Source organism: Bradyrhizobium ganzhouense (assembly GCF_049949285.1).
GTDB classification, from domain to species: domain Bacteria; phylum Pseudomonadota; class Alphaproteobacteria; order Rhizobiales; family Xanthobacteraceae; genus Bradyrhizobium; species Bradyrhizobium ganzhouense.
In genome coordinates, this window is the sequence record NZ_CP181318.1 from 2,849,975 (window position 1) to 2,872,932 (window position 22,958).

The 22,958-nt window shown below is 63.5% G+C and carries 21 protein-coding genes and 1 pseudogene; 9 read left to right on the plus strand and 13 right to left on the minus strand.

Translation table 11 applies throughout. The features are described 5' to 3' along the window. Positions 1–59: 59 nt before the first annotated feature. Both ACLFLU_RS13080 and mctP read left to right on the plus strand, forming a co-directional pair. Positions 60–266, plus strand: coding sequence for a DUF3311 domain-containing protein (locus ACLFLU_RS13080; RefSeq protein WP_426412592.1), 207 nt, complete (start codon positions 60–62; stop codon positions 264–266). 57 nt (positions 267–323) lie between these two features. Then, the gene (gene mctP, locus ACLFLU_RS13085) at positions 324–1,877 is read left to right on the plus strand and encodes a monocarboxylate uptake permease MctP (protein ID WP_426412593.1); all 1,554 of its coding nucleotides are present in this window, start codon (positions 324–326) and stop codon (positions 1,875–1,877) included. 22 nt (positions 1,878–1,899) lie between these two features. Here mctP and ACLFLU_RS13090 read toward each other — a convergent pair whose 3' ends face one another. The 10 genes from ACLFLU_RS13090 to ACLFLU_RS13135 form a co-directional block, all read right to left on the minus strand. Next, positions 1,900–2,724: a carbohydrate ABC transporter permease gene (locus tag ACLFLU_RS13090; RefSeq protein ID WP_426412594.1), complete on the minus strand. Its 825-nt coding sequence runs from the start codon at positions 2,722–2,724 to the stop codon at positions 1,900–1,902. After that, positions 2,721–3,659, minus strand: a complete 939-nt coding sequence (locus ACLFLU_RS13095; protein ID WP_426412595.1) for a carbohydrate ABC transporter permease — start codon at positions 3,657–3,659, stop codon at positions 2,721–2,723. Before ACLFLU_RS13095 ends, ACLFLU_RS13090 begins: the two co-directional genes overlap by 4 nt. After that, the gene (locus ACLFLU_RS13100) at positions 3,656–4,981 is read right to left on the minus strand and encodes an ABC transporter substrate-binding protein (RefSeq protein WP_426412596.1); all 1,326 of its coding nucleotides are present in this window, start codon (positions 4,979–4,981) and stop codon (positions 3,656–3,658) included. Before ACLFLU_RS13100 ends, ACLFLU_RS13095 begins: the two co-directional genes overlap by 4 nt. Before the next feature lie 79 nt (positions 4,982–5,060). Further along, positions 5,061–5,837 (minus strand): sulfur oxidation c-type cytochrome SoxA, encoded by a 777-nt coding sequence (gene soxA / locus ACLFLU_RS13105; protein WP_426412597.1) that lies wholly within the window; start codon positions 5,835–5,837, stop codon positions 5,061–5,063. After that, positions 5,834–6,151 (minus strand): thiosulfate oxidation carrier complex protein SoxZ, encoded by a 318-nt coding sequence (gene soxZ, locus ACLFLU_RS13110; RefSeq protein ID WP_426412598.1) that lies wholly within the window; start codon positions 6,149–6,151, stop codon positions 5,834–5,836. Before soxZ ends, soxA begins: the two co-directional genes overlap by 4 nt. Next, positions 6,151–6,609 (minus strand): SoxY-related AACIE arm protein, encoded by a 459-nt coding sequence (locus ACLFLU_RS13115; protein ID WP_426412599.1) that lies wholly within the window; start codon positions 6,607–6,609, stop codon positions 6,151–6,153. Before ACLFLU_RS13115 ends, soxZ begins: the two co-directional genes overlap by 1 nt. Before the next feature lie 8 nt (positions 6,610–6,617). Next, complete coding sequence (gene soxX, locus ACLFLU_RS13120) at positions 6,618–7,067, minus strand: sulfur oxidation c-type cytochrome SoxX (RefSeq protein WP_426412600.1); 450 nt, start codon at positions 7,065–7,067, stop codon at positions 6,618–6,620. Continuing rightward, positions 7,060–8,343, minus strand: coding sequence for an FCSD flavin-binding domain-containing protein (locus ACLFLU_RS13125; protein WP_426412601.1), 1,284 nt, complete (start codon positions 8,341–8,343; stop codon positions 7,060–7,062). Before ACLFLU_RS13125 ends, soxX begins: the two co-directional genes overlap by 8 nt. A 47-nt stretch (positions 8,344–8,390) precedes the next feature. After that, positions 8,391–10,577 (minus strand): molybdopterin cofactor-binding domain-containing protein, encoded by a 2,187-nt coding sequence (locus tag ACLFLU_RS13130; RefSeq protein ID WP_426412602.1) that lies wholly within the window; start codon positions 10,575–10,577, stop codon positions 8,391–8,393. Between the two features lie 12 nt (positions 10,578–10,589). Further along, positions 10,590–11,039, minus strand: coding sequence for a (2Fe-2S)-binding protein (locus tag ACLFLU_RS13135; RefSeq protein WP_426412603.1), 450 nt, complete (start codon positions 11,037–11,039; stop codon positions 10,590–10,592). Positions 11,040–11,365: 326 nt separating this feature from the next. Between ACLFLU_RS13135 and ACLFLU_RS13140 the strand changes: the two genes are divergently transcribed. Continuing rightward, positions 11,366–12,979 carry a B12-binding domain-containing radical SAM protein gene (locus ACLFLU_RS13140; RefSeq protein ID WP_426412604.1) on the plus strand — a complete coding sequence of 538 codons (1,614 nt, stop codon included), beginning with the start codon at positions 11,366–11,368 and terminating at the stop codon, positions 12,977–12,979. Positions 12,980–12,984: 5 nt separating this feature from the next. Here ACLFLU_RS13140 and ACLFLU_RS13145 read toward each other — a convergent pair whose 3' ends face one another. Beyond that, the gene (locus ACLFLU_RS13145; protein ID WP_426412605.1) at positions 12,985–14,373 is read right to left on the minus strand and encodes an MFS transporter; all 1,389 of its coding nucleotides are present in this window, start codon (positions 14,371–14,373) and stop codon (positions 12,985–12,987) included. A gap of 171 nt (positions 14,374–14,544) precedes the next feature. Between ACLFLU_RS13145 and ACLFLU_RS13150 the strand changes: the two genes are divergently transcribed. Together ACLFLU_RS13150 and ACLFLU_RS13155 are read left to right on the plus strand one after the other, a co-directional pair. Further along, entirely contained in the window at positions 14,545–15,606 is a 1,062-nt protein-coding gene (locus tag ACLFLU_RS13150; protein ID WP_426412606.1) for an isocitrate/isopropylmalate dehydrogenase family protein, read from the plus strand. A 225-nt stretch (positions 15,607–15,831) separates the two neighbouring features. After that, complete coding sequence (locus ACLFLU_RS13155; RefSeq protein WP_426412607.1) at positions 15,832–17,160, plus strand: amidohydrolase; 1,329 nt, start codon at positions 15,832–15,834, stop codon at positions 17,158–17,160. A gap of 105 nt (positions 17,161–17,265) precedes the next feature. On the opposite strand, the gene arr is transcribed toward ACLFLU_RS13155, so the two are convergent. Beyond that, entirely contained in the window at positions 17,266–17,679 is a 414-nt protein-coding gene (arr, locus tag ACLFLU_RS13160; protein WP_426412608.1) for an NAD(+)--rifampin ADP-ribosyltransferase, read from the minus strand. A 98-nt stretch (positions 17,680–17,777) separates the two neighbouring features. Further along, positions 17,778–18,521, minus strand: coding sequence for an SDR family NAD(P)-dependent oxidoreductase (locus ACLFLU_RS13165; protein WP_426413978.1), 744 nt, complete (start codon positions 18,519–18,521; stop codon positions 17,778–17,780). Between the two features lie 154 nt (positions 18,522–18,675). Between ACLFLU_RS13165 and ACLFLU_RS13170 the strand changes: the two genes are divergently transcribed. From ACLFLU_RS13170 to ACLFLU_RS13185, 4 genes and pseudogenes are all read left to right on the plus strand, one after another. Next, entirely contained in the window at positions 18,676–19,446 is a 771-nt protein-coding gene (locus ACLFLU_RS13170; RefSeq protein ID WP_426412609.1) for a methyltransferase domain-containing protein, read from the plus strand. 215 nt (positions 19,447–19,661) lie between these two features. Beyond that, positions 19,662–20,675 carry a DctP family TRAP transporter solute-binding subunit gene (locus ACLFLU_RS13175; RefSeq protein ID WP_426412610.1) on the plus strand — a complete coding sequence of 338 codons (1,014 nt, stop codon included), beginning with the start codon at positions 19,662–19,664 and terminating at the stop codon, positions 20,673–20,675. Between the two features lie 335 nt (positions 20,676–21,010). After that, positions 21,011–21,229: pseudogene (locus tag ACLFLU_RS13180) on the plus strand (TRAP transporter small permease); the annotation flags it as partial. Positions 21,230–21,520: 291 nt separating this feature from the next. Beyond that, positions 21,521–22,804 carry a TRAP transporter large permease gene (locus ACLFLU_RS13185; RefSeq protein WP_426413979.1) on the plus strand — a complete coding sequence of 428 codons (1,284 nt, stop codon included), beginning with the start codon at positions 21,521–21,523 and terminating at the stop codon, positions 22,802–22,804. The last annotated feature ends 154 nt before the right edge of the window (positions 22,805–22,958 follow it).

The window sequence follows — 22,958 nt, forward strand, 5'->3', positions numbered from 1 at the left end:
GGATCGATCTTCCGCAGGCTTGCGGAAGCTGGCAACAGGCAACCTTGTTGGGTGAGCACATGAACCCGCAAGACCGCACACGCGCAGGGTGGAGCTGGTGGTACCTGCTCTTTCTGGTCCAGTATGTCGCCGTTCTCTGGCCGCCGTTCTTCAACAGAGCTGAACCGTCCTGGATCGGCATGCCCTTTTTCTATTGGTACCAGCTTCTCTGGGTCATCCTGGGGGCCATCCTGACGGCAATTGTCTACTTTGCAACCGACGACTAGGAGCTGCGGGGACCACGCAAGAGGAGATGACAGGGAGGGCTGCTCGGGAGAAGCGTCGTGCAGAACGTCGATTGGACTGCCTTCATCATTTTCCTGGCGCTGTTTGCCTTCATAACGTGGCTGGGCTTTGCGGCTGCGCGCTGGCGCAGGGGCGACCTCGACCTGTTGCACGAATGGGGGCTCGGTGGACGTCGCTTCGGCACCGTCGTCACCTGGTTCCTGATCGGGGGCGACCTCTATACGGCCTACACGTTCATCGCCGTTCCGGCGCTGGCTTTCGGGGCCGGCGCTGTTGCATTCTTCGCGGTCCCCTACACGATTGTCGTCTATCCCATTCTTTTCTTGGCCTTTCCGCGGCTTTGGTACGTTTGCCACAAGCACAATTACATCACTGCTGCCGACTTCGTCCGAGGGCGCTTCGGCAACCGCTGGCTTGCGCTGGCAGTGGCGATCACGGGCATCATTGCGACGTTGCCGTATATTGCGCTGCAACTCGTCGGGCTGCAGGTCGTGATCGGAGGTCTGGGCATTTCGGGTGAGGGCTATGCCGGCGACCTGCCGCTCGTCATCGCGTTCATCATTCTCGCTGCCTTCACTTATTCGAGTGGGCTGCGGGCCCCGGCCTCGATCGCGATCGTCAAGGACATCCTCATCTACCTGACGGCATTCGCCGCCATTATCGTTGTTCCCATACAGCTCGGCGGGTTTGAAAAGATCTTCGCCGCCGTACCCGCCTCGCAATTGCTGCTGGCCGTCCCCGGCGACAACACGACCGGCGCATACGGGGCCTATGCGACGCTGGCGCTGGGATCGGCGCTTGCGCTCTTCCTTTACCCGCATTCCATCACCGGAATCCTGGCCGCCAATAGTGGACACGCTATTCGTCGCAACGCGGCACTGTTGCCGGGCTATTCGTTCATGCTCGGTCTGCTGGCCCTCATCGGTTTCTTCGCCATCGCTGCGGGCGTCAGCGAGAGTCCTGAATATGCCGAAGGCTTCAAGCAATTTGGCAACAATTTCGCGGTGCCGGCGCTGTTCCTTCATAGCTTCCCGTCATGGTTCGTCGGGATCGCCTTTGCCGCCATTGGGATCGGCGCGCTCGTCCCCGCCGCGATCATGTCGATCGCCGCGGCCAACCTCTATACTCGCAACATCCACCGCGAGTTCATCAACAGCGAGCCGACCGACAAGCAGGAATCGCAAATGGCAAAATGGGTGTCCCTGATCGTCAAGTTCGGCGCTTTGGCCTTCATCGTCTTCATCCCCTCGAAATATGCAATCTACCTGCAGCTTCTCGGGGGCATCTGGATCATTCAGACGCTGCCTTCGGTCATGCTGGGCGTCTATACCCGCTGGTTCAACGATTGGGCGCTGCTCATCGGCTGGGCCGCGGGAATCACTGCCGGGACCGCAATGTTCGTCGCCGCGAACCTCACCCCGACCTACACTCTTGCGGTGGGCAGCTTCACTTTTCCCGGCTACGCCGCGTTGTATGCCGTCGTCATCAATCTCGTTTTGACAGTCGTCCTCACGCCGCTGTTCGACCTTGTGGGCAGAGGCCATGTCGACGAAACCATCGCCGCCGAATATCGAGCGCCGCAGCCAACCTGACGCCTAGCTGTGTCTTCATTAGCTACCCGCCCTTCACGGCTCCTGCCGTGAGCCCGGCAACGATCTGCCGCTGGGCGAACACCGTCAGCAGCAGCACCGGGAGGGTGACGATCAGCGCGGCGGCGGCAAGCGGGCCCCAGCTCAGCTGGTCGAACGAGATCATGTTGTAGACGGCGACGGGCAGGGTGCGGGTCTCGCGTCCGGCCAACACGATGCCGAACACAAAATTGTTCCAGGAGAAGATCACCGCGAGGATGAAGGCAACCGCGATGCCGGGCTTTGCAATCGGCAGCGCGACGTGGCGGAACACCTGCCAGCGTGTGGCGCCGTCGATCAGTGCGGCTTCCTCCAGCTCCATCGGGGTCGTCTCGAAATAGCCGATCATGATCCAGATCACGATCGGCACCGTCACCACGAGATGAATGATGATCTGCGGCACCAGCGTGCCGAGCAGGCCGAGCCACTGGAACAGCAGGAACAGCGGGATCAGGTAGGACAGGCCGGGCGTGATGCGGGCGATCAAAATGACGATCGCGGATTTATGCGCGGCCATGCGCGCGATGCCGTAGCCGGCGGGGACGCCGATGACGAGCGCGAGCACGGTCGCGCTGCCGGTTACGATCAGGCTGTTGAAGAAATAGGTCACGAAGCGGTTGGAGGCGAGCACGTCGGCATAGTTCTTCCATGCGAAATGCTCGGGGATGAAGACCGGCGGGTAAGAGGCATTATCGATCTCGAATTTGAGCGAGAGCGACAGCATCCAGAGGAAGAAGAGGATCGCCGGTGACACGATGACGAGCACCGCGAACCACAGGCCGATCCTGCCGATGATCTGCTTCGGGCTCATGCGTCGCTCGCGATCTCGGTCCACAGCATGCGCTGGCGGGCGTAGAGCATCACCGCCGCAAGCAGGACAATCAGCAGGAAGAACACGACCGCGATCGCTGAGCCGTAGCCCAGGTCATAATAGATGAACGCGACGCTGTAGAGATAGAGGTTGATCGTCTCCGACGCCGAGCCTGGTCCCCCCTGCGTGATCGCGAAGATGATGTCAAAACTCTTCACCGCGTCGATCATGCGGATCATGCCGGCGATGAACAGAAATGGCATGATCAGTGGCAGGGTGATGAAGCGGAACACCTGCCACAGGCTGGCGCCGTCGATCTGCGCGCTCTCGTAAGGTTCGGTCGGGATCGCAGCAAGGCCGCCGAGCACGATCAGCATCACCAGCGGCGTCCATTGCCAGGTCTCGACCAGCACCAGCGAGGGAATGACCGTTGCGGGATGAAACACCCAGAGCTGTGCGGGGATCCCGACCAGCGACAGCAGGTAGTTGAGCACGCCGAGCTGCGGGTGGAACATCATGGTCCAGACCAGCGCGATCGCTACCGGCGTTGCCATCATGGGCATGATGAAGATGCCACGCAGGAAGCCGCGGCCGGCGAATTTCTGGTGAAACACCACGGCCGCGAACGTGCCGAACACGAGCGGCAGCAGCACGGACAGCACGGTGTAGACCAGCGTATGTCCGATCGCCTCGATGAAGCGGGGATCGCTGGTCAGCCGCAGATAGTTGGAGAAGCCGACGAAAGTGGTCGACGAACCGACCTTCCACTCGTTCAGGCTCATCCAGATCGTGAAGACCCACGGGAAAATGATGATGGCGAGCACGACGACCAGCGCCGGCACCACGAACGGCCAGTAGGACGGCGGCCGCAATTCCTTCTCCGGCGCGGCATCAGACCGTGCCGCGGCCGGAGTCGATTGTATCAATGCACTCACGCCTTCTCGCTACGCTCCAGGATCGGCCGGTACTGGTCGTTGGCCTTCTTCAGCTCAGTTGCGGGATCGGCGCCGGACAAGGTCGCGGTGAGCGCCGCACCGACGATGTCGCGGAATTCGGCGACCGGGATCACCACTGGCAATCCAAGCTTGCTGATCTTGCCGGAATCGATCACCGATTGCAGCCATTCCTTGGGCATCTTCACGCCCTTCTGGACCTCTGCGTCGTTCAGGATTGAGTTGCGGAACGGCACACCACCGCCGGCCTGCAACAGCCGGGCACCCTGCTGCTTCGAGACAATCCACTGGCAGAGCAGATAGGCCGCCTCCTTGTTCTTGCTTGCCGCGGCAATACCGATGCCGTCGCCATAGGTGGCTGAATACTGTCCCTTCGGTCCGGCCGGGACCACGGTGTAGCCGACTTTGCCGACCACGCGCGAGGCGGCCGGATCTTCCAGCGGCGGCGCCCAGCCGACGCCGTCGATCCACATCGCAGACCTTCCTTGCGTGAACGATGCCATCGACTCCATCCAGTTGAAGCCGGCGACGCCGGGAGGGGCGACTTTCGTCAGCAGCGTCTGATAGAGTTTTGTCGCCTCGATGGCTTCAGGACCGTCCGTCAGGATGTTGCCCTTGGCATCGAGGAATTCGCCGCCGTAGTTGAGGAAGAAGTTGGTCCACAACGTCATGTTGGCGTTGCGCAAGCCGCGGCCGACGAAGCCGAAGGTGCCTTCCTTAGGATCGGTGAGCTTCTCCGCGGCCGCAACCATCTCATCGAGGGTCTTGGGGACCGCGACGCCCTTCTTCTGGAACAGCTCCTTGTTGTAGTAGAGGATGAAATAGTCGACCGACCAGGGCAGCGACAGCATCTGACCCTTGTCGTTCTTGGCGTATTGCAGGCCGGCGGCCGAGAAATCGCTCTCGACGAGGTCGGGCGCGGTCAGCGTCGGATCCTTCATGAAGGGCGTCATGTCGGCGAGCCAACCGGCTTTCTCGAACTGCCGCTTCTGCACGTGATAGCTGATATGGACCACGTCGAAGCTCGGCCGTCCCGAGGTGAGCTCGATGACGCATTTCTGGCGCTGCTGCTGCTCGGGAATCTGCTCTGATTCGACCTGGATGCCGGTGAGCTCGGTGAATTCCTTGACGTATTTTTGCAAATTGTCGCCGCGTGGGCCTTTGGCGAGGATCACCTCCAGCTTGGTGCCTGCGTATTTCTTCCAATTTACCTCGGCGCGCGCCGGAAGCCCGGTCAGGCTGAGCGCGCCGGCTGCAGCGGTGCCCGTCAACAGCGTGCGGCGCGAGATCTTATGGTCAGCCACTTTAGTCCCTCCCTATGATTCAATTCTTTGGGAGGGATACTAGCGACCGTTCCACGCCTGCCTAGCCCTAATTTGTGCGTTACGGTCGCACCGCTGGCGTTTCCATCGGCATGCCGCGTGCGCGCGCCATCAGATAGAGCTCGAGCGCGACCAGCTCGGGCGCGCCGTAATCATAGGCCTGGGCGCGGACGCCGGTCATGCAGCTGCGCAGGCGCCGCTCCAGCGATCCGAGCGTCTGCCATTCCAGCCGATAGAGCGGGTAGCCGGTCGGCTGTGCTTGTGTGATCGGCGAGCCCGCGAGGCGCTTCTCAAAGTTGTCGTCGTGGCAATTGGTGCAGGCCAGGTTGAGCTGACCCTCGCGCTGCATGAAAAGATTGCGGCCTTGCTCGACGAAAGGTCTGAGTTGTGGATCGTCGCCTGCGGTGATTGCGACGCCGCGCGATTGGTGGGCAACGAAGGCGGACAGCGCCAGGATGTCGCGGCTCTCGTAGGGCAGCGGTGCCGCCTGCTGATGATTGGCGCGGCAGAGGTTGATGCGCTGGTCGAGCGTGACGGGGCGCGCCAGCGCCTTGTCGAAGGCGGGATAGCGGGCCGCGACGCCCTTCATGCTTCGTGCATCGCCATGGCAGTCCGCGCACGCCTTGTCCGCGCTGCCCGCCTTCTTCGTCCACAGCGCCTCGCCGTCGAGCACGAACAGCATGCCCGGATTGGAGGTGTCGTCATCCTGCATGGCGCGCGTATCGGGGCCCATGAAGGAATAGCCGGAGCGCCGCGCATCGGGCGGGATTTCACCAGCGAGCAGGGCGGGGGCCGTGGCGACAAGCGCCGCCAGCGCTATCGCGCGCCAAAAATTCATTCGACCGTGATCGATGCCGATGCGGTGGACGAATAGCCGTTGTCGCCGATCCATTCGAATTCGAACTTGCCGCTCTCGTTGGCGAGCGTGAAGAAGGACAGATACGGATTGGCGGCGATGGCCGGAAACAGATCGGCGCGGAAGATCTCGGTGCCGTTGTAGCGGCAGGTGAAGCTCGTGATGATGTCGCGCGGCACCAGCGCACCATCCATGGTGTGGCGAAAGCCGGTTTCCATGATGTGCGAGGTCAGCGTGCGGATTTCGATGATGTCGCCGCGTTTGGCCTTCGCCGGGACGTTGATGAGGGCGGCCATCAGTTCACCTCCTCGGTGCAGGCGGCCAGCGTCACGACGATATCCGCCGTGACCTGCCAGAAACTGTCGTCGGACAGGCGCGCGATCGCGACCACCTTCTGGGTGTCGGCGAGCCGGATCCGCGTCGCGATCTGGGCCCGGCCGGAAGACGGGTTCAGATAGAAATTGCCGATGTTCGGTTGCGGGTTCTTCTCGTTGAAGACGTGGATGCTCTTGACGTAGTCGTCCGCCGTCATCGGGCTCGTGACGCTCACCGTCATCGGCACTGTGTTGCCGTTCTCGACCAGCGGCGGAATGTCGAGCTTGACCTTGCCGGTGCGAATTGGCGCTTCGCCGACGACGTTGCGGATGGCGGTGTTGAGCATCGCGGGCGTTGCTTCGACCGGCCGTAGTGTAACGATCGGAATGACCGTGGCACCGCCAGCCAGGCTTAAAAATCGTCGTCGCGTCGTTGGCATGACGAGTCCTAGTTCCGAAGTGTTGCAAGATAGGCCACGATGTCCTCGATCTCGGCGGCCGACAGTACCGGTTTGCCGGTGAAATTACGCCCGACGCGAACGAGGCCGTCCGCACGATAGTAGGACGGCATGATGGTGTCCGGGTTGAAGCGCGAGGCGTCGACCATCCGAAGCCGCAACTGGCTCACCGTCCAGCGGTTCCCCGCGCCGGTGAGATCAGGCGCGAGGTCGCCCTGGAATCGCGTTTCAGGGAACGGGCCGGAATGGCAGAGGATGCACGTCGTTGTGCGCGCCAGCACCAGCGCGCGCCCGCGCGCGGCATCGCCGGGCGTGCCTGTGAGCGAATTGGCAATGCCGCCGCCGGTGATCTCATAGGGCGCGAGTCCGTCCGCGCGCGCATTGGAGGCGAGCGCGAGTCCGGCGATCAACGCAGCGATGCAGACTGTCGACCTAGCCAAAGGTGTCCGCCGTGATGGTTTGAAACCAGCGCTCCGCCTCGGCCGCCTCGCGGGCGCGCAGTTCGCGCGGCGCATCGACCGGACTCGTCGCGCCGCCCTCGACCTCGGCAAAGATGTCGCCCTTGGGCTGGTAGTTGCCGGCGAGCGAGAAGCCGTAGCCGGGTGCGACGGTGTTGTAGCAGACGCCGGTCAGCCGTGGCGCCTCCGGCGTGCGGCCGGCGAGCAGGTTGACAATGGCCGCAGCGCAGGCCTTGCCTTGCGCGCTCGCGGCCGATGCCGATTTGGGAATGCCGCCGCCGAGGCAGGCGTCGCCGATGACATGGACGTTTTTGACGAGCTTTGACTCGAAGGTCACAGGATCGATCGGGCACCAGCCGGTCGCGTCAGTTGCGCCCGCTATCTCGGCAATGTGCCCGGCGCGCTGCGGCGGGATGACGTTGGCGACATCAGGCGTGTAGTTGCCGAACTCGGTGACGATGGTTTTGGTCGCGGGATCGACCGAGGTCACGCGGCCGCCTTGCGACAGGCCGATGCGCTCGATCATGTCGCCGTAGAGCTCCTTCCATGCCTTCTCGAACAGCCGCTGCTGCGAGAAATTGTCCTTGGCATCGAGGATCAGCACTTTCGAGCGCGGCTTCCGCGTCTTCAAATAATGCGCGATCAGGCTGGCGCGCTCGTAAGGAGCCGGCGGACAGCGCGAGGGATTGGCGGGGATCGCGATGGCGACCGTACCACCATCGTCCATTGCTTCCAGCTGCCTGCGCAGCAGCAGCGTCTGCGCGCCGGCCTTCCAGGCGTGCGGCATCTTTTCCGATGCGGCCTCGTCGTAGCCGGGTAGCGCCTCGAAATGGAAGTCAATGCCAGGCGAGAGCACGAGGCGGTCATAGGGCAGGGCGACGCCATCGGCTGTCAGGACGCTACGCAGCTGCGGCTCGATGGTGGTCACGGCCTGGCCGATCACGGTGACGCCCTCTGCAGCCAGCCTCTCGTAGTCAAACTGCTGCGCTTCGATGCCGCGCAGGCCCGCGATCACCTCGTTGCTCAGGGGGCAGCAGGTGAAGACCGCATTGGGTTCGATCAGGATGACTTGCGAGTCTTCTTGCGCACGCTTGAGCGCGCGGGCGCAGGCCGCGCCGCCGAAGCCGCCACCGACCACGACGACGCGGCTTGTCGATTGCGCGCGCAAGACCTGCGGTCGGGCCAATGTCGCGGTCGCGGCGGTGATGCCGAGCACGGCAGTTCGCCGTGTCATCGGTCGCGTGGTCATGCGGATCATCCAGTCAAATGCCGCGGCGGCCGTTGTGGCCGCCGCGGCCGCCTTTCTTACGCGAAGCTGATGTTTTGGTCGCGCAGCGGCACCGAGCGGATTCGCTTGCCCGTCGCCGCAAAGAAGGCGTTGAGCACCGCGGGCGCCGCAACACCGATGGTCGGCTCGCCGACACCGCCCCAGAATCCGCCGCTCGGCACCATCACCGATTCCACCTTCGGCATCTCGTTGATCCGCATCGAGTTGAAGGTGTCGAAGTTGGTTTGCTCGATGCGGCCGTCCTTGACGGTACAGCCGCCGTAGAACAGCGCCGAGAGGCCATAAACGAAGGAGCCCGCGATCTGCCGCTCCACCTGTGCCGGGTTGACCACGTAGCCGGGATCGGTGGAGGCGACGATGCGAAGCACCTTGATCTTGCTGCCGTCGGTCACCGAGATTTCGGCGGCGCCGGCGACATAGCTGCCATAGCCCATCACCTGCGCGATGCCGCGATAGACGCCTTGCGGCGCCGGCGTGGTCCAGCCGATCTTCTCGGCTACCGCATTGAGCACCGCCAGATGCTTGGGGTGATTGCCCATCAGCTTGCGGCGGAACTCGAGCGGATCCTGGCCTGCTGCATGGGCCAGCTCGTCCATGAAGCATTCCATGTAGATCGCGTTGTGATTGACGTTCACGCCGCGCCAGAAGCCGGGCGGAATGTGCGGGTTGCGCATCGAGTGCTCGATCAGCAGGTTCGGCACCGAGTAGCCGATCGCGGCTTCGCCGGATTGGGCGACGCCCTGGAACGCGGCCGGGTCCATGCCGTTCTGCAACGCTTCGGGGCGGAGCGAGAACAGGATCGACTGCCCGGACAGGCGGTAGTGCAGCGCGACCAGGTTGTTGTTGGCATCGAACGCGCCGGTCATCTTGCATTGGGTGACCGGGTGATACTTGCCGTGCGTCATGTCCTCTTCGCGCGACCACAACAGCTTGACCGGCGTGCCCGGCATCTGCTTGGCGATCTCGACGGCCTGGCGGACGTAATCGGTTATGCCGCGCCGGCCGAAGCCGCCGCCGAGCATCACCTTGTGCACGTCGCACTTCTCCGCCGGCAGGCCCGAGGCCTCCAGTACCGCCGCGAAGGCCGCCTCGCCATTCTGCGTGCCGCACCAGACCTCGCATTTGTCCGCGGTGTAGAGCGCGGTGGCGTTCATCGGCTCCATCGTGGCGTGGTTCTGGTAGGGATAGTTGTAGACGGCCTCGACCTTCTTGGCAGCGCCGGCAATCGCCGCCTTCACGTCACCGTTCTTGTTGCCGACATAGGCCGGCTGCGCGTCGTCGAGGCCCTCGGCCAGCCACTTCGCAATCGTCTCGCTCGAGACCTTTGCGTTGTCGCCTTCGTCCCAGACGATCGGCAGCGCTTCCAGCGCGGTCTTGGCGTGCCACCAGGTGTCGGCAACGACCGCGACCGCGGAATCGCCGACCTTGACGACCTTCTTGACGCCTTTCATGCCGGTGATCTTGGCTTCGTCAAAACTCTTCACCTTGCCGCCGAACACAGGGCAATCCTTGATCGCGGCGTTCAGCATGCCCGGCAGCTTGATGTCGATGCCGTAGACCATCGTGCCGGTGGTCTTGTCGGCGGTGTCGAGCCGCAGCAGGCCCTTGCCTGCGATGGTCCAGTCCTTGGGGTCCTTGAGCTTGACCTCGGCCGGTGGCGTCAGCTTGGCCGCGGCCTCGGCGACCTTGCCGTAGGTCGTCGTCTTGCCCGATGGCTTATGCGTGATGACGCCCTTGGCGACGGTGCATTCGGAGGCCGGCACCTTCCACTCGTCGGCGGCGGCCTGGATCAGCATCACGCGCGCGGTGGCACCGCCCTTGCGGACATAGTCCTGCGAGGTCCGGATGCCCCGGCTGCCGCCGGTCGAGAAATCGCCCCAGACGCGCTTGCGGGCAACGTTCTGGCCGGGTGTCGGATATTCGGTCGTGACCTTCGACCAGTCGCATTCGAGCTCCTCGGCGACGAGCTGGGCGAGGCCGGTGAGCGAGCCCTGGCCCATCTCGGAGCGGGCGATGCGGATGACCACGGTGTCGTCGGGCCTGATCACGACCCAGGCATTGACCTCGGGCGAGCCGTCGGCTGCGCGGACCACAGCGGGGCCGCCGAAGGGGATATCGAGGCCGATGGCGAGGCCCGTGCCGACAGCGGCGGTGCCGATGACGAAGGCGCGGCGGTTCATCTTGGGAGAAACGTGCTGGTTCATGTGCCGGCTCCTTTAGGCGCTCGCGATCGTGTGGATCGCCTCGCGGACCTGCTGGAAGGTGCCGCAGCGGCAGATATTGGTGATGGCCTCGTCGATATCGGCATCGGTCGGCTTCGGCTTCTCGCTGAGGAGTGCCGCCACGGCCATGATCATGCCGCTCTGGCAATAGCCACATTGCGGGACGTCCTTGGCGATCCAGGCCTGCTGCACCTTGTGCAGCTCGCTGCCCGAGGCGAGCCCCTCGATCGTGGTGATCTTTTTGCCTTCGGCCTCGGCGACCGAGATTCCGCAGGAGCGGGTGGCGACACCGTCCATGTGAACGGTGCAGGCGCCGCATTGTGCAATGCCGCAGCCATATTTGGTACCGGTGAGACCGGCATTCTCGCGGATCGCCCAGAGCAGCGGCGTGTCCGGCTCGACGTCGAGCGTGAAGGTTTTTCCGTTGATTGTTAGGTTTGCCATCGCAAGTCCCCTGATTGGCCCATCCACCGATGGACTCAGGGGCGCAATGTGTCCGGCAAACTGGAACTGTTCAAATCAATAGTCCGAGGGGCAGCTATCCAAGAATCTCGCGGCTGCGGGAAGATTATGGACCAGGCGGTGTTGTGCGCGTTCTGAGAAGGCCCGGCTGGCGCACCGATTGCGCCATCTCCCTGAACGCCAGTGGCATGGTCTGAGGCGACGTTTGCGCTCTTGGGGGCGCGACAGCTTGTCCCTTTTGACGGGGTGCAAGACCACGCTGCTTTGCTACACTGTGCCGAAACATTTGAGAGTTCCTTGGGAGTTCCATGAAGGTGCCGAGCCCCTGCAACGTGCTCATGCTCTATCCGCTGTTCACGGCGGAGTCCTTCTGGAGTTTTGGCGAGTCCTGTAAGCTGATGGGCGTCCGGCGGCCGGCCGCTCCCCTCGGCCTGATTACCGTGGCCGCGATGTTGCCGGAGAGCTGGACGGTGCGGCTCATCGACTGCAACACGCAAGCCTTCGGGGACGAGGATCTCGCCTGGGCCGACGTCGTCTTCACCGGTGGCATGCTGCCGCAGCAGGCCGATACGCTGCGACTGGTCGACAAGTGTCGCGCGGCAGGCAAGCCGGTGGTGGTCGGCGGCCCAGATCCGACGTCGAGCCCTCACGTTTACGCCAGCGCAGATTTTCAGGTGCTCGGCGAAGCCGAGGGCGTGATCGACGAGTTCATCGCGGCCTGGGACAGCGGCGCGCGCGCCGGCGTCTTCACCGCGCCGAAATTCCAGGCCGACGTCACCAGGACGCCGGTGCCGCGCTTCGACCTGCTCAAGTTCGAGGACTATCTCTATCTCGGTGTGCAGTATTCGCGCGGCTGTCCGTTCACCTGCGAGTTCTGCGACATCATCGAGCTCTATGGCCGCGTGCCACGCACCAAGACGACCGAGCAGATGTTTGTCGAGCTCGAGCGGCTCTACCAGATGGGCTATCGCGGTCATCTCGACTTCGTCGACGACAATTTCATTGGCAACAAGAAGTCGCTGCGCCAGTTCCTGCCCCAGCTCGCCGAATGGCAGCGCGCGCACGGCTATCCCTTCGAGCTGTCGACCGAAGCCTCGGTCAATCTCGCCGACGATCCCGAATTGCTGGAGCAGATGGGCGCTGCGAACTTCTTTGGTGTCTTCGTCGGCATCGAAAGTCCTGATCCGGCGACCCTGGTCGCGATGCGGAAGAAGCAGAACACGCGGCGCAACATCGCCGAGAGCATCCACAAGATCTACGGCGCCGGCATGCTCGTCACCGCGGGCTTCATTGTCGGTTTCGACAACGAGAAGGTCTCGATGGCGGAGGCCATGATCGATTTCATCGAGGAGGCCGCGATTCCCGTCGCCATGGTCGGCCTGCTCTATGCGTTGCCGAACACGCAGCTTACGCGCCGGCTTGCGAAGGAGGGCCGGTTGCATGCGGACCACGATCTGGCATCCACGACAGGCGGCGACCAGTGCACGGGCGGCATCAATTTCGACCCGGTGCGCCCGCTGCGCGATATCCTGATGGACTACAAGACGGTGCTGGAACGCGTCTACAGCCCGGCCGCCTATGCGGGTCGTGTCGACAAGCTGATGACGCTGCTCGACCGATCAAGGCAGCGCCATGAGCTCGCCGAGGGCGACATCCGCGCGCGAGTCGGCGCGATGGAAACCGTGCACCGCGTGGTCACCGCGATCCCCGAGGCGCGCGGACCGCTGTGGCAAACCTTCATGAATTGCGCCAAGCGCGACACCTCCTCGGCGCGGATCGCGGTGCAGATGATCGCGGCCTATGCGCATCTCGGACCGTTCTCGCGCAAGGTCATTGATGCCATCGACGCGCGCCTCGCCGCGCTGGACCACGAGACCGTGATGCCGGCGACTGTCGACTCGGCGGCACGGCACCTGGCCTGACGGCCTTACTTCACCGCCAGCCGCAAAAAGCTCATCACGCTGCCGAGCGCGGCAAAGCCTGCACCTAACGCCAGCGCGACGGTGGCGCCGTTGTGACCGGCCATGGCGAAGCAGGCTGCGGCGAGCGCCGCGCCCGTGGTTTGTCCGGTCAGGCGCGCGGTGGCGACGATGCCCGAGGCGCTGCCGCCGCGGTGCGGCGGCGCGCTTCCCATGATCGCCTTCATGTTCGGCGCCTGGAAGAAGCCGAACCCCATGCCGCAGATCATGATCCGCCAGACGATATCGGGAATGCTTGGGCTCGCCGGAAGCAGCGCGAGCAGCGCCATGCCGAGGCCGAGCAGGATGAGGCCGATGCCGCCCAACAGGCCGACCGGATGGCGGTCGGAGAGGCGTCCCGCGATCGGCGCCATGATGCCGACCACCAGCGGCCACGGCGTCATGAAGAAACCGGTCTCGACCTGCGAGCGCCCGAGCACGTCTTCGAAATAGAACGGCAGCGAGACGAAGGCGATGCCTTGCACCGCGAAGGAGCAGACCGCGGTCGCAGCCGACAGCGCGAACATCGGCCGGCTGAACAGGTCGATCGGCAGCATCGGCGCGGGATGGTCGGCGTGACGTCGTGTCAGGATGAAGCCGAGCGCCAGCGCCGTGACCAGTTCGACGGCGACGATAACAGGCGACAGATTATGCGCGGCGCTGCCGATGCCCGTGATGAACAGGCCGAGGCAGACGGCGGCGAGAAGCGCGCCGAGGAAATCAAAGCCGTGATCGGCGCGCGGCGTCTTCGGCAGCATCGCAAAGCCGATGCCGGTTGCGGCGAGGCCGAAGGGGATATTGACGGCGAACAGCCACGGCCACGGCCCGACCGCGAGGATGGCGGAGGCGATCGACGGCCCGACAGTGAAGGCGGTGGCGACCACCAGCGCGTTGTGGCCGAAGCCGCGGCCTTGCATCCGGCCGGGATAGACGAAGCGCACCAGCGCGGTGTTGACGCTCATGATGCCGCTGGCGCCGAGGCCCTGCAGCGTACGCGCGACCAGCAAACTGTCGAGCGACCAGGCGACCGCGCAGAACAGCGATGCGATGGTGAACAGCACGAGGCCGCCGAGATAGATGCGCTGGTGCCCGACGATCTCGCCCAGCGCGCCAAGCGGCAGCAGCGTCGCCACCAGCGCGATCTGGTAGACATTGACCACCCAGACCGACTGCTCCGGGCTGACATGCAGATCCGCGGCAATGGCGGGCAGCGCGATGTTGGCGATCGCGGTGTCGAGCGAGGCCATCGCCAGCGCGGTGAAGATCGCGGCGATCGCCCAGCGGCGCTGCTCGGCCGGCAGGCCATCGGCAACGGGATGATCGGGCTCGCGCACAGCGGCAGGTAACGTGATTGTCATTGCCTTGCGCGTTCTCCGACAGCGGGGCTCGAATGGTCTTTCGGCATGTACTACGCCCGGGGCTGCTTCCACAGGCATATGCTTGCATGCATTGTATGCACGACGGTCAGGCGCTGAGCCTGCGCCCTGGCGTATGATCGCGCCAGCTGCCGCTCTCGGAAGGGGATCACCATGCAAATCGTCGTTCTGCCGGGGGACGGCATCGGACCTGAGATCACGGCCGCGACAACGGGCGTGCTGCGCGCGGCGTCAGAGCGCTTCCAGCTCAATCTGCGGCTGGAGGAGCATGCGGTTGGCCATGCGAGCCTCAAGCAGTTCGGCACGACCGTGCGCTCCGAGCTGCTCGACACCGTCCGTGCTGCAGACGGCCTGATCCTGGGGCCGACCGCGACCTTCGACTTCAAGGACGAGGCGCATGGCGAGATCAATCCGTCGCGCCACTTCCGCAAGAACCTCGACCTCTACGCCAACATCAGGCCCGCCCGCACCTATGCAGGTAGGCCCGGCCGGCTCGGCGATTTCGACCTCGTCGTGGTCCGGGAGAACACCGAAGGGTTTTATGCCGACCGCAACATGGAGCAGGGCAATGGCGAGCTCTTGGTCACGCCCGACGTCGTGATCTCGCTGCGCCGGATCACGCGGCTGTGCTGCGAGCGCATCGCGCATGCTGCCTGCCGTCTGGCGGTGAAGCGGCGAAAACATCTCACCATCGTCCACAAGGCCAATGTGCTGAAGATCGGCGACGGCATGTTTCTGGACATCTGTCGCGAGGCGGCGAAGTCCTACGCGAACCTCACCGTCGACGACATCCTGGTCGACGCGATGATGGCGCATGTGGTGCGCAACCCCGATCGTTTCGATGTCATCGTCGCCACCAACATGTTCGGCGATATCCTGTCCGATCTCACCGCGGAGCTCTCGGGCAGCCTCGGCCTCGGCGGCTCGCTCAATGTCGGTAACCGCTACGCCATGGCGCAGGCTGCGCACGGCTCGGCGCCCGACATCGCAGGCCAGGACGTCGCCAACCCGGTCTCGCTGATCCTGTCGACGGCACTACTGCTCGGCTGGCATGGCGAGACAAACGGCGCGGTCCGTTACGAGGAAGCGGCGCGTGCAATCGAAGCGGCGGTGGCGAAGGCGATCGGCGAGGGCAGGGCGACGCGCGATGTCGGCGGCAAGCTCGGCACGATTGCGGCGGGGGCTGCGATCGCGGAGATCCTGCAGGCGGGGTGAGCCGCGCCTGCGCTTTTTCTGCTTTTTCTTTTGGGGTTCGAACCAAACAGCTCGAAAACAACCCCATGCACAGTAGAAGGCCCCTTGGTGGACAGGGGGTTTTCAGCGGGCTCCGATGCGACCTCCAGCACACCCGGGAAGTCGACACGTCGGGCAAAACACCGGCACGATGTCATCCTGGTGGTCATCCGGCTAAGCGAGAGAAAAACGCAGGGAGGTCGGACCATGCAATCTGCAAAGCCCTTGCTCGCCGCTTTTGCCTTGGTCCTGCTTGCGCCAGCGGCGCATGCCGAGCTCGACGTCGCGAGCCTGAAGCAATCGATCGAGACTTCGTTCGAGCGCGATTATCCAAAGCTCGATGCGCTCTACAAGGACATCCACGCCCATCCCGAGCTCGCCTTCCAGGAGGAGAAGACCGCCGCGAAGCTTGCCGCCGAGATGCGCGCGGCCGGCTTCGAGGTGACGGAGAAGGTCGGCAGGACCGGCCTGGTTGCGCTCTACAGGAATGGCGACGGTCCGACCATCATGGTCCGCACCGAGCTTGATGCGCTACCGATGGAGGAGAAGACCGGCCTTCCCTATGCAAGCCACGACAAGACCAATTGGCAGGGACGCGAAACCTTTGTCGCGCACAGCTGCGGCCACGACATCCATATGGCGAGCTGGATCGGGACCGCGAAGACGCTGGTAGGGCTGAAGGACCGGTGGAAGGGTACGCTGATGTTCATTGCCCAGCCCGCCGAGGAAGTAGGCGCCGGTGCGATGGCCATGCTGAGCGACGGCCTGTTCATCCGCTTTCCCAAGCCGGATGCCGGCTTCGCCCTGCATGATGGGCCGTTTCCTTATGGCGCTATCAGATACCGGGTGGGGGCCGGCTCCTCGAGTGCCGATGACCTCTTCATCAGGTTCAAGGGCCGCGGCGGCCATGGCGCGGTGCCGCAGGCGACCATCGATCCCGTGATGATGGCGTCGCGTTTTGTGGTCGACGTGCAGAGCGTCATTAGCCGTGAGAAGGACCCGGCCGAAGTCGGCATCATCTCGATCGGCTCGTTCCATGCCGGCACCGCCGGCAACATCATTCCCGACGAGGCGGTCCTGCGCGGCACCATCAGGACCTTCAAGCCGGACGTGCGCACCAAAATGTTCGATGGGATCGAACGGACCGCCAAGGCAATCGCCGCCATGGCGAACGCGCCGGCGCCGGATATCATCATCACCGAGGGTATCAAGGCGGTCATCAACGATCCCGCTTTGGTCGCGACCGCCGAGAAGGCACTGAAGCCGGCGTTTGGCGCGAAGCTGAGCCTGTCGCCGGCGAATACCACGAGCGAGGATTTCTCCGAATTCGGTGGATCCGGCGTACCATTGATGATGTTCAATATCGGCGTGTATGACTGGGATGCGTGGGCGGCAGCCAACAAGAGCGGAACGCCGCTTCCCGGCAACCATTCCCCGCTGTTTGCACCAGTGCCGAAGCCCACCATCCAGACCGGCATCACCGCGATGACGCTCGCGGTGCTGAGCGCGTTCGACCAGAGAGCCGGAAGCCCGTAGGATGGGTAGAGCATTTGCGAAACCCATCATGTTGGCGTTGGATGCTGTCGATGGGTTTCGCTGCGCTCTACCCATCCTACGAGCTAAGAGCTGATTCTCGCCGACTTAATCGATGATGTTGCCACCCTCCGCCTTCAGGCGGGCGACATTGTCCTTCATCTGCTGCAGCTGTTCAGGCGCGTGGCCTTGCCACTGCGTCACTTCGGCAATCACGCGTAGCGGGTCGCGGGAGCGATAGGACAGCGTCGGATTGCCGGGAAACTTCTTATCCGTCACGTTCGGATCGTCCATGATCGGTCCGGTCGGCTCCACGACATAAATGCGCCCTCGCGCGGTGCCTGCGGCAAGCTCCGCGCCCCAGATCGCCGCGTCTAGCGTAGCCGCGAAATACACCCAGGACAGCGGTTTGACGTCGGTTAAGTTGGATCGATGGCCGACGACGATGAGGTCGCCGGGTTTCAAATCGGCGCGCGTGCCGTGGAAGAACGATTGCGCGAAAATGGTTGCAGCAGATGACATCAGACGATCCTGCGAATGCGGAGGCAGCCCTCACGCCAACCCTCTCCCCGTAAGAACGGGGCGAGGGAGCGCACCGAGCGCGTAGCGTGAGCGAAGATCTAGAACTGATACCGTCTCAAGCCGCCATCCACCGGGATCACTGTCCCCGTGATGTAGCGCGCCACGGGTGAGGCCAGAAACACCGCGAGCGCCGCGAGGTCTTCCGGCTCGCCCCAATAGCCGACCGGAATCTCTTCCTCGGCAAAACGCTCGCGATAATCCGGCGGATAGTTGCGGCGGATCTGCTCGCTCATGATACGGCCGGGCGGGATGCAGTTGATGGTGATGCCGTGCTCGCCGATCTCGCGCGACAGGCCCTTGGCCCAGGCGTGCACGGCGGCCTTTGCCGCGAAGGCGGCGTTGAGGCCTTCCGGCTCGGACTTGCCGGTGATGTTGACGATGCGGCCCCATTTGCGTTCGATCATCTGCGGCAACAGCGCATGCGTGATGCGGCGATAGCTGGTGAAATTCAGCGCGATCGCCTCGTCCCATTTGCTGTCGGGCGCATCGACGGGCAGGGGGCGGCTGCCGCCGGCATTGTTGATGAGGATGTCGACATGGCCGAGCTCCTTTAGCGCGAAAGCCGCGATCCTCTCGGCCGCGTCCTTTGCCATCACGTCCTGCTCGAGCGGCGCGATCAGCCCGCCGCCGACTTCCTTCGCCAGTTCTGCGAGCAGGTCGGTCCGGCGCGCCACGCCGACGACGCGCACGCCTTCGGCCGCCAGGCCCTTGGCGATGGCGCGGCCGATGCCGATGCTCGCTCCGGTGACGACAGCGGTTTTAGATTTCAGCCCGAGGTCCATGGTCACACGCTCTCTTGTTCGCTTTTTGCGTTTTGGTGTTCGTTTGCCGTTCGTTTCCTGCCCTGTTCCGGGTGCGGCGATTTGCCCGACCGGGACGAGCAGTGGTAACCAAGGGCGACGGCGAAGGAAACACGAAAAAGAAAAGGCTCGAACGATGGTATGGGATCCGCAGCAGTACTTGAAATTCTCCGGCCACCGGCTCCGGCCCGCGGTCGACCTGTTGATGCGGATTCCCGATGTCGGCCCGCGCACGGTCGCGGACCTTGGCGCCGGCGCCGGCAATGTCACGAAGCTGATCAAGGAACGCTGGCCGTCCGCCGCGGTGACAGGCGTCGAGAGCTCGGCCGAGATGGTTGCTGCGGGGCGCAAAGCCGCGCCGGACGTGGAATGGTCGCACGAAGACCTCGGCCATTGGCGCCCCGCCAAGCAATATGACGTCGTCTATTCCAATGCCGCACTGCACTGGTTGCCCAATCATGCGGCACTCTTTCCCTCGGTGATGGAGAAGGTCGCGCCCGGCGGCATGCTGGCCGTGCAGATGCCGCGCAACTTTCTGGCGCCGTCGCACGTGCTGATCGGCGAGACCGCCCTGAACGGGCCCTGGCGGTCCAAGGTCGAGCACCTCGTGACGCCGCCGCCGGTCGAGGGGCCGGCCTTCTATCATGACGTACTCGCCCCCTTGTCGCAAAACATCGACATCTGGGAGACCGAATATCTCCAGGTTCTCGAAGGCGACAATCCTGTGAAGGAATGGACCAAGGGGACCTGGCTGACGCGCTATCTCGACGTGCTCGAGGGCGACGAGAAGGCCGCGTTCGAAGGGGCCTATGGGATGCGGGTGGCAAAAGCCTATCCGAAGAATGAAGCGGGGCAGACGCTGTTTCCGTTCCGGCGGCTGTTCATGGTCGCCCAGCGCAAGGGTTAATGCCCTGCGGCGATGCGACATAAGCGCTCGCTTCCGGGGACGGAGCGGGCGCCGGGTTGCGCATGCGACCGCCATCAAGATAGCTTCCCTGCGGCATAGCTTCGCTGCGGCAAATTGGGCTTAGGTCTAGTTGTTCGTAGTCCGGATTGCTGCCACTACTGAAACCGTAAAACAAAAAAAACGCCCGGTTTCCGAGGTTGTTGGGGAGGTTCTTCATGCGCAAACTGCTCTTTGCGGTCGCTGCGGCCGCGTTCGCTCTGGCCCCGGCCTTGTCTCCTGACTTGGCTCAAGCCCAGAGCCCGATCGTCATCAAGTTCAGCCACGTCGTCGCCAACGATACCCCGAAGGGCAAGGGTGCGCTGAAGTTCAAGGAGCTTGCCGAAAAGTACACCGACGGCAAGGTCAAGATCGAAGTCTATCCGAACTCCTCGCTGTACAAGGACAAGGAGGAGATCGAGGCGCTGCAACTCGGCTCGGTGCAGATGCTGGCGCCCTCGACGGCAAAATTCGCGCCGCTCGGCATCAAGGAATTCGAGGCGCTCGACTTGCCCTGGCTGTTCAAGGACGACGCGACCTATTCCAATGCGATGAAGGGCACGGTCGGCAAATGGCTGTTCCAGAAGCTGGAGGCCAAGGGCATCACCGGTCTCGCATATTGGGACAACGGCTTCCACATGGTGTCGTCGAACCGACCGCTGATGAAGCCGGAGGATTTCAAGGGGCTGAAATTCCGCATCTCCGGCTCGAAGATCGCCGACCAGTATTTCCGCCTGATGGGGTCGATCCCGCAGATCATGGCGTTCTCGGAAGTCTACCAGGCGCTCCAGACCGGCGTGGTCGACGGCTGCGAGAACACGGCGTCGAACTACCTGACGCAGAAATTCTACGAGGTGCAGAAGGACATCACCGTGTCCTATCACGCCCATCTGCAATACGCCGTCATCGTCAACTCGAAGTTCTGGTCCGGCCTGCCGCCCGACATCCGCAGCCAACTCGAGAAGGCAATGGCGGAGGCGACCGAATACACCAACCAGATCGCGCACCAGGAAAACGAGGACGCGCTGGCCGAGATCAAGAAGGCGGGCAAGACCACGCTGCATTATCTGAGCGACGCCGACCGCAAGGCGTGGCAGGAAGCGATGCGGCCGACTTATACCTGGGCCAAGGGCCGGGTCGGGCAGGAAGTGCTCGATCTCGTCGCCAAGGAACTTGACGTCAAGATGAACTGACGCGTTTTCCGGGAGAATAATACCAACGGTCGGGGGTGTGTACGCTCCCGGCCGTTTCGTATCGATAGGGGGACTTTGATTTGCTTCGCGCGCTCAACCAGTTGCTCAATCATCTCGAAGAATGGTTGATCGCGACGCTTATTGCGGCTGCAACCGGCCTGATCTTCATCGCTGTCGTGCACCGCTACGGTGCGGGCGAGTCGATCGTGTTCTCGCGATGGGCCGCCGCGCACGGCATGACCTGGCTGGCATCGCTGTCGATGGCGGTGTTCACCTTCCTTTCCGAACTCGATCTGTCCTGGGCGCAGGAACTCTGCATCTACATGTTCATCTGGATGGCGAAGTTCGGCGCGGCCTATGGCGTGCGCACCGGCATCCATGTCGGCGTCGATCTGCTCGTCAACCGCCTGCCCGAACATTCGCGCAAGCATGTCATCCTGTTCTCGCTGCTCTGCGGCGCGCTGTTCACCGGCATGATCGCCGCCTTCGGCGCCTCCTTTGTTTCGGAGATGTTCAAGACCGGCCAGCAGTCGAACGATCTGGAAGCGCCGATGTGGTTCGTCTATCTGGCGATCCCGCTCGGCTCCGGGTTGATGTGTTTCCGCTTCCTTCAGGTCTCCTGGTTCTATTACTGGACCGGCGATCTGCCGCATCATGACGAGGCCCATGTCGAGGGTGTCGAGACCGACGTTTCGCCGGCGCTGCATCCGCAGCCAGCCGGCGCCGCAACGAAGGCTGCTGCGCGAAAAGTCTCGCCGCTCGGCGTGATCCTGATCATGGCGCCGATCCTGATCTTCGCGATGTGTCTCGCCGAGAAGTTTGGCGTGATCGTGCTGCCGCATTGGCTGCGCGCCTTCACCGTGTTCGCGCTGCTGATCGCGCTGATGCTGACTGGCATTCCGGTTTCGATCGCGCTCGGCCTCACCGTGATGACGTTCCTGTTCACGCTGACGACGGTGCCGATCGAAGCCGTCTCGATGAAGCTCTTCACGGGCATTGAAGGCTTCGAGATCATGGCGATCCCGTTCTTCATCCTCGCCGGAAATTTCCTCACCCATGGCGGCGTCGCGCGCCGCATGATCAATTTCGCGACCTCGCTGATCGGGCACTGGCACGGCGGCCTGGGGCTTGCCGGCATCGTCGCCTGCGCGATGTTCGCGCTGGTGTGCGGCTCGAGCGTGGCGACGGTCGCTGCGATCGGCGCCATCGTGCTGCCGGAGATGGTCCGCCACGGCTACCCCATGCGCTTCGGCGCCGGCATCATCACGGTTGCGGGTTCGCTCGGCATCCTGATGCTGCCGTCGATCCCGAAGATCGTCTATGCGGTCTCGACCAACACCTCGATCGGCGCGTTGTTCGTCGCCGGTCTCTTGCCCGGTATCCTGCTGACGACGATGCTCTGCATCGTCACCTGGTGGCTTGCGCGCAAGCGCGACTATCCGCGGCTGCCGAAGGCGACCTGGGGCGAGACCATTCACGCCTTCCGCGAGAGCATCTGGGGCCTGATGCTGGTCGTCATCATCATCGGCGGCATCTATAGCGGCCTGTTCACCGCAACCGAAGCCGCCGCGATGGCTGCGGTCTACTCCTTCGTCATCGCCGTGTTCGTCTACAAGGCGATCAAGATGGCGGACGTGCCGCGGGTGCTGCTGCGCGCGGCGAACACCAGCGCGATGCTGCTCTACATCGTCACCAACGCGGTGCTGTTCTCCTTCGTGCTGTCCAACGAGAACCTGCCGGCGACCCTGGCCGACTGGATCGCGGCACAGAATCTCGGCTGGGTCGGCTTCCTGCTGGTCGTCAACGTGCTGTTGCTGCTCGCCGGCAATTTCATGGAGCCGAACTCGATCATCCTGATCATGGCGCCGATCCTGGCGCCGGCCGCGAAGAAGCTCGGCATCGACCTCGTCCATTTCGGCATCGTCATGGACGTCAACATGGAGGTCGGCCTCTGCCACCCGCCTGTCGGCTTGAACCTCTACGTCGCATCCATGATAGCGCGAATGCGGATCACCGATCTGGCGGGCGCGGTGATGCCGTGGCTGCTCACCATGCTCGGCTTCCTCGTCATCGTGACCTACTGGCCCGATCTGACGCTGTGGCTGCCGCGGGTGCTGGGCATGCATTAAGCGGCGCGTCGTAGCCCGGATGGAGCGAAGCGTAATCCGGGATTCTCTCGCAGCTCGATAGAAGGCCCCGGATTGCGCTTCGCTCCATCCGGGCTACGCACTACTCCTCGACTGACGATAGCAATCAACCGCGAGATGCGGTTAGATGCCGGGC

What these genes read in the sequence shown, in the direction of transcription:
- ACLFLU_RS13170 (WP_426412609.1), top strand. Translation starts at nt 18,676, where the DNA reads ATGGTATGGGATCCGCAGCAGTACTTGAAATTCTCCGGCCACCGGCTC.
- ACLFLU_RS13115 (WP_426412599.1), bottom strand. Translation starts at nt 6,609, where the DNA reads ATGCCAACGACGCGACGACGATTTTTAAGCCTGGCTGGCGGTGCCACG.
- ACLFLU_RS13155 (WP_426412607.1), top strand. Translation starts at nt 15,832, where the DNA reads ATGCAATCTGCAAAGCCCTTGCTCGCCGCTTTTGCCTTGGTCCTGCTT.
- ACLFLU_RS13150 (WP_426412606.1), top strand. Translation starts at nt 14,545, where the DNA reads ATGCAAATCGTCGTTCTGCCGGGGGACGGCATCGGACCTGAGATCACG.
- ACLFLU_RS13130 (WP_426412602.1), bottom strand. Translation starts at nt 10,577, where the DNA reads ATGAACCAGCACGTTTCTCCCAAGATGAACCGCCGCGCCTTCGTCATC.
- soxA (WP_426412597.1), bottom strand. Translation starts at nt 5,837, where the DNA reads ATGAATTTTTGGCGCGCGATAGCGCTGGCGGCGCTTGTCGCCACGGCC.
- soxZ (WP_426412598.1), bottom strand. Translation starts at nt 6,151, where the DNA reads ATGGCCGCCCTCATCAACGTCCCGGCGAAGGCCAAACGCGGCGACATC.
- ACLFLU_RS13080 (WP_426412592.1), top strand. Translation starts at nt 60, where the DNA reads ATGAACCCGCAAGACCGCACACGCGCAGGGTGGAGCTGGTGGTACCTG.
- ACLFLU_RS13135 (WP_426412603.1), bottom strand. Translation starts at nt 11,039, where the DNA reads ATGGCAAACCTAACAATCAACGGAAAAACCTTCACGCTCGACGTCGAG.
- ACLFLU_RS13145 (WP_426412605.1), bottom strand. Translation starts at nt 14,373, where the DNA reads ATGACAATCACGTTACCTGCCGCTGTGCGCGAGCCCGATCATCCCGTT.
- ACLFLU_RS13140 (WP_426412604.1), top strand. Translation starts at nt 11,366, where the DNA reads ATGAAGGTGCCGAGCCCCTGCAACGTGCTCATGCTCTATCCGCTGTTC.
- ACLFLU_RS13165 (WP_426413978.1), bottom strand. Translation starts at nt 18,521, where the DNA reads ATGGACCTCGGGCTGAAATCTAAAACCGCTGTCGTCACCGGAGCGAGC.
- ACLFLU_RS13175 (WP_426412610.1), top strand. Translation starts at nt 19,662, where the DNA reads ATGCGCAAACTGCTCTTTGCGGTCGCTGCGGCCGCGTTCGCTCTGGCC.
- ACLFLU_RS13090 (WP_426412594.1), bottom strand. Translation starts at nt 2,724, where the DNA reads ATGAGCCCGAAGCAGATCATCGGCAGGATCGGCCTGTGGTTCGCGGTG.
- ACLFLU_RS13125 (WP_426412601.1), bottom strand. Translation starts at nt 8,343, where the DNA reads ATGATCCGCATGACCACGCGACCGATGACACGGCGAACTGCCGTGCTC.
- arr (WP_426412608.1), bottom strand. Translation starts at nt 17,679, where the DNA reads ATGTCATCTGCTGCAACCATTTTCGCGCAATCGTTCTTCCACGGCACG.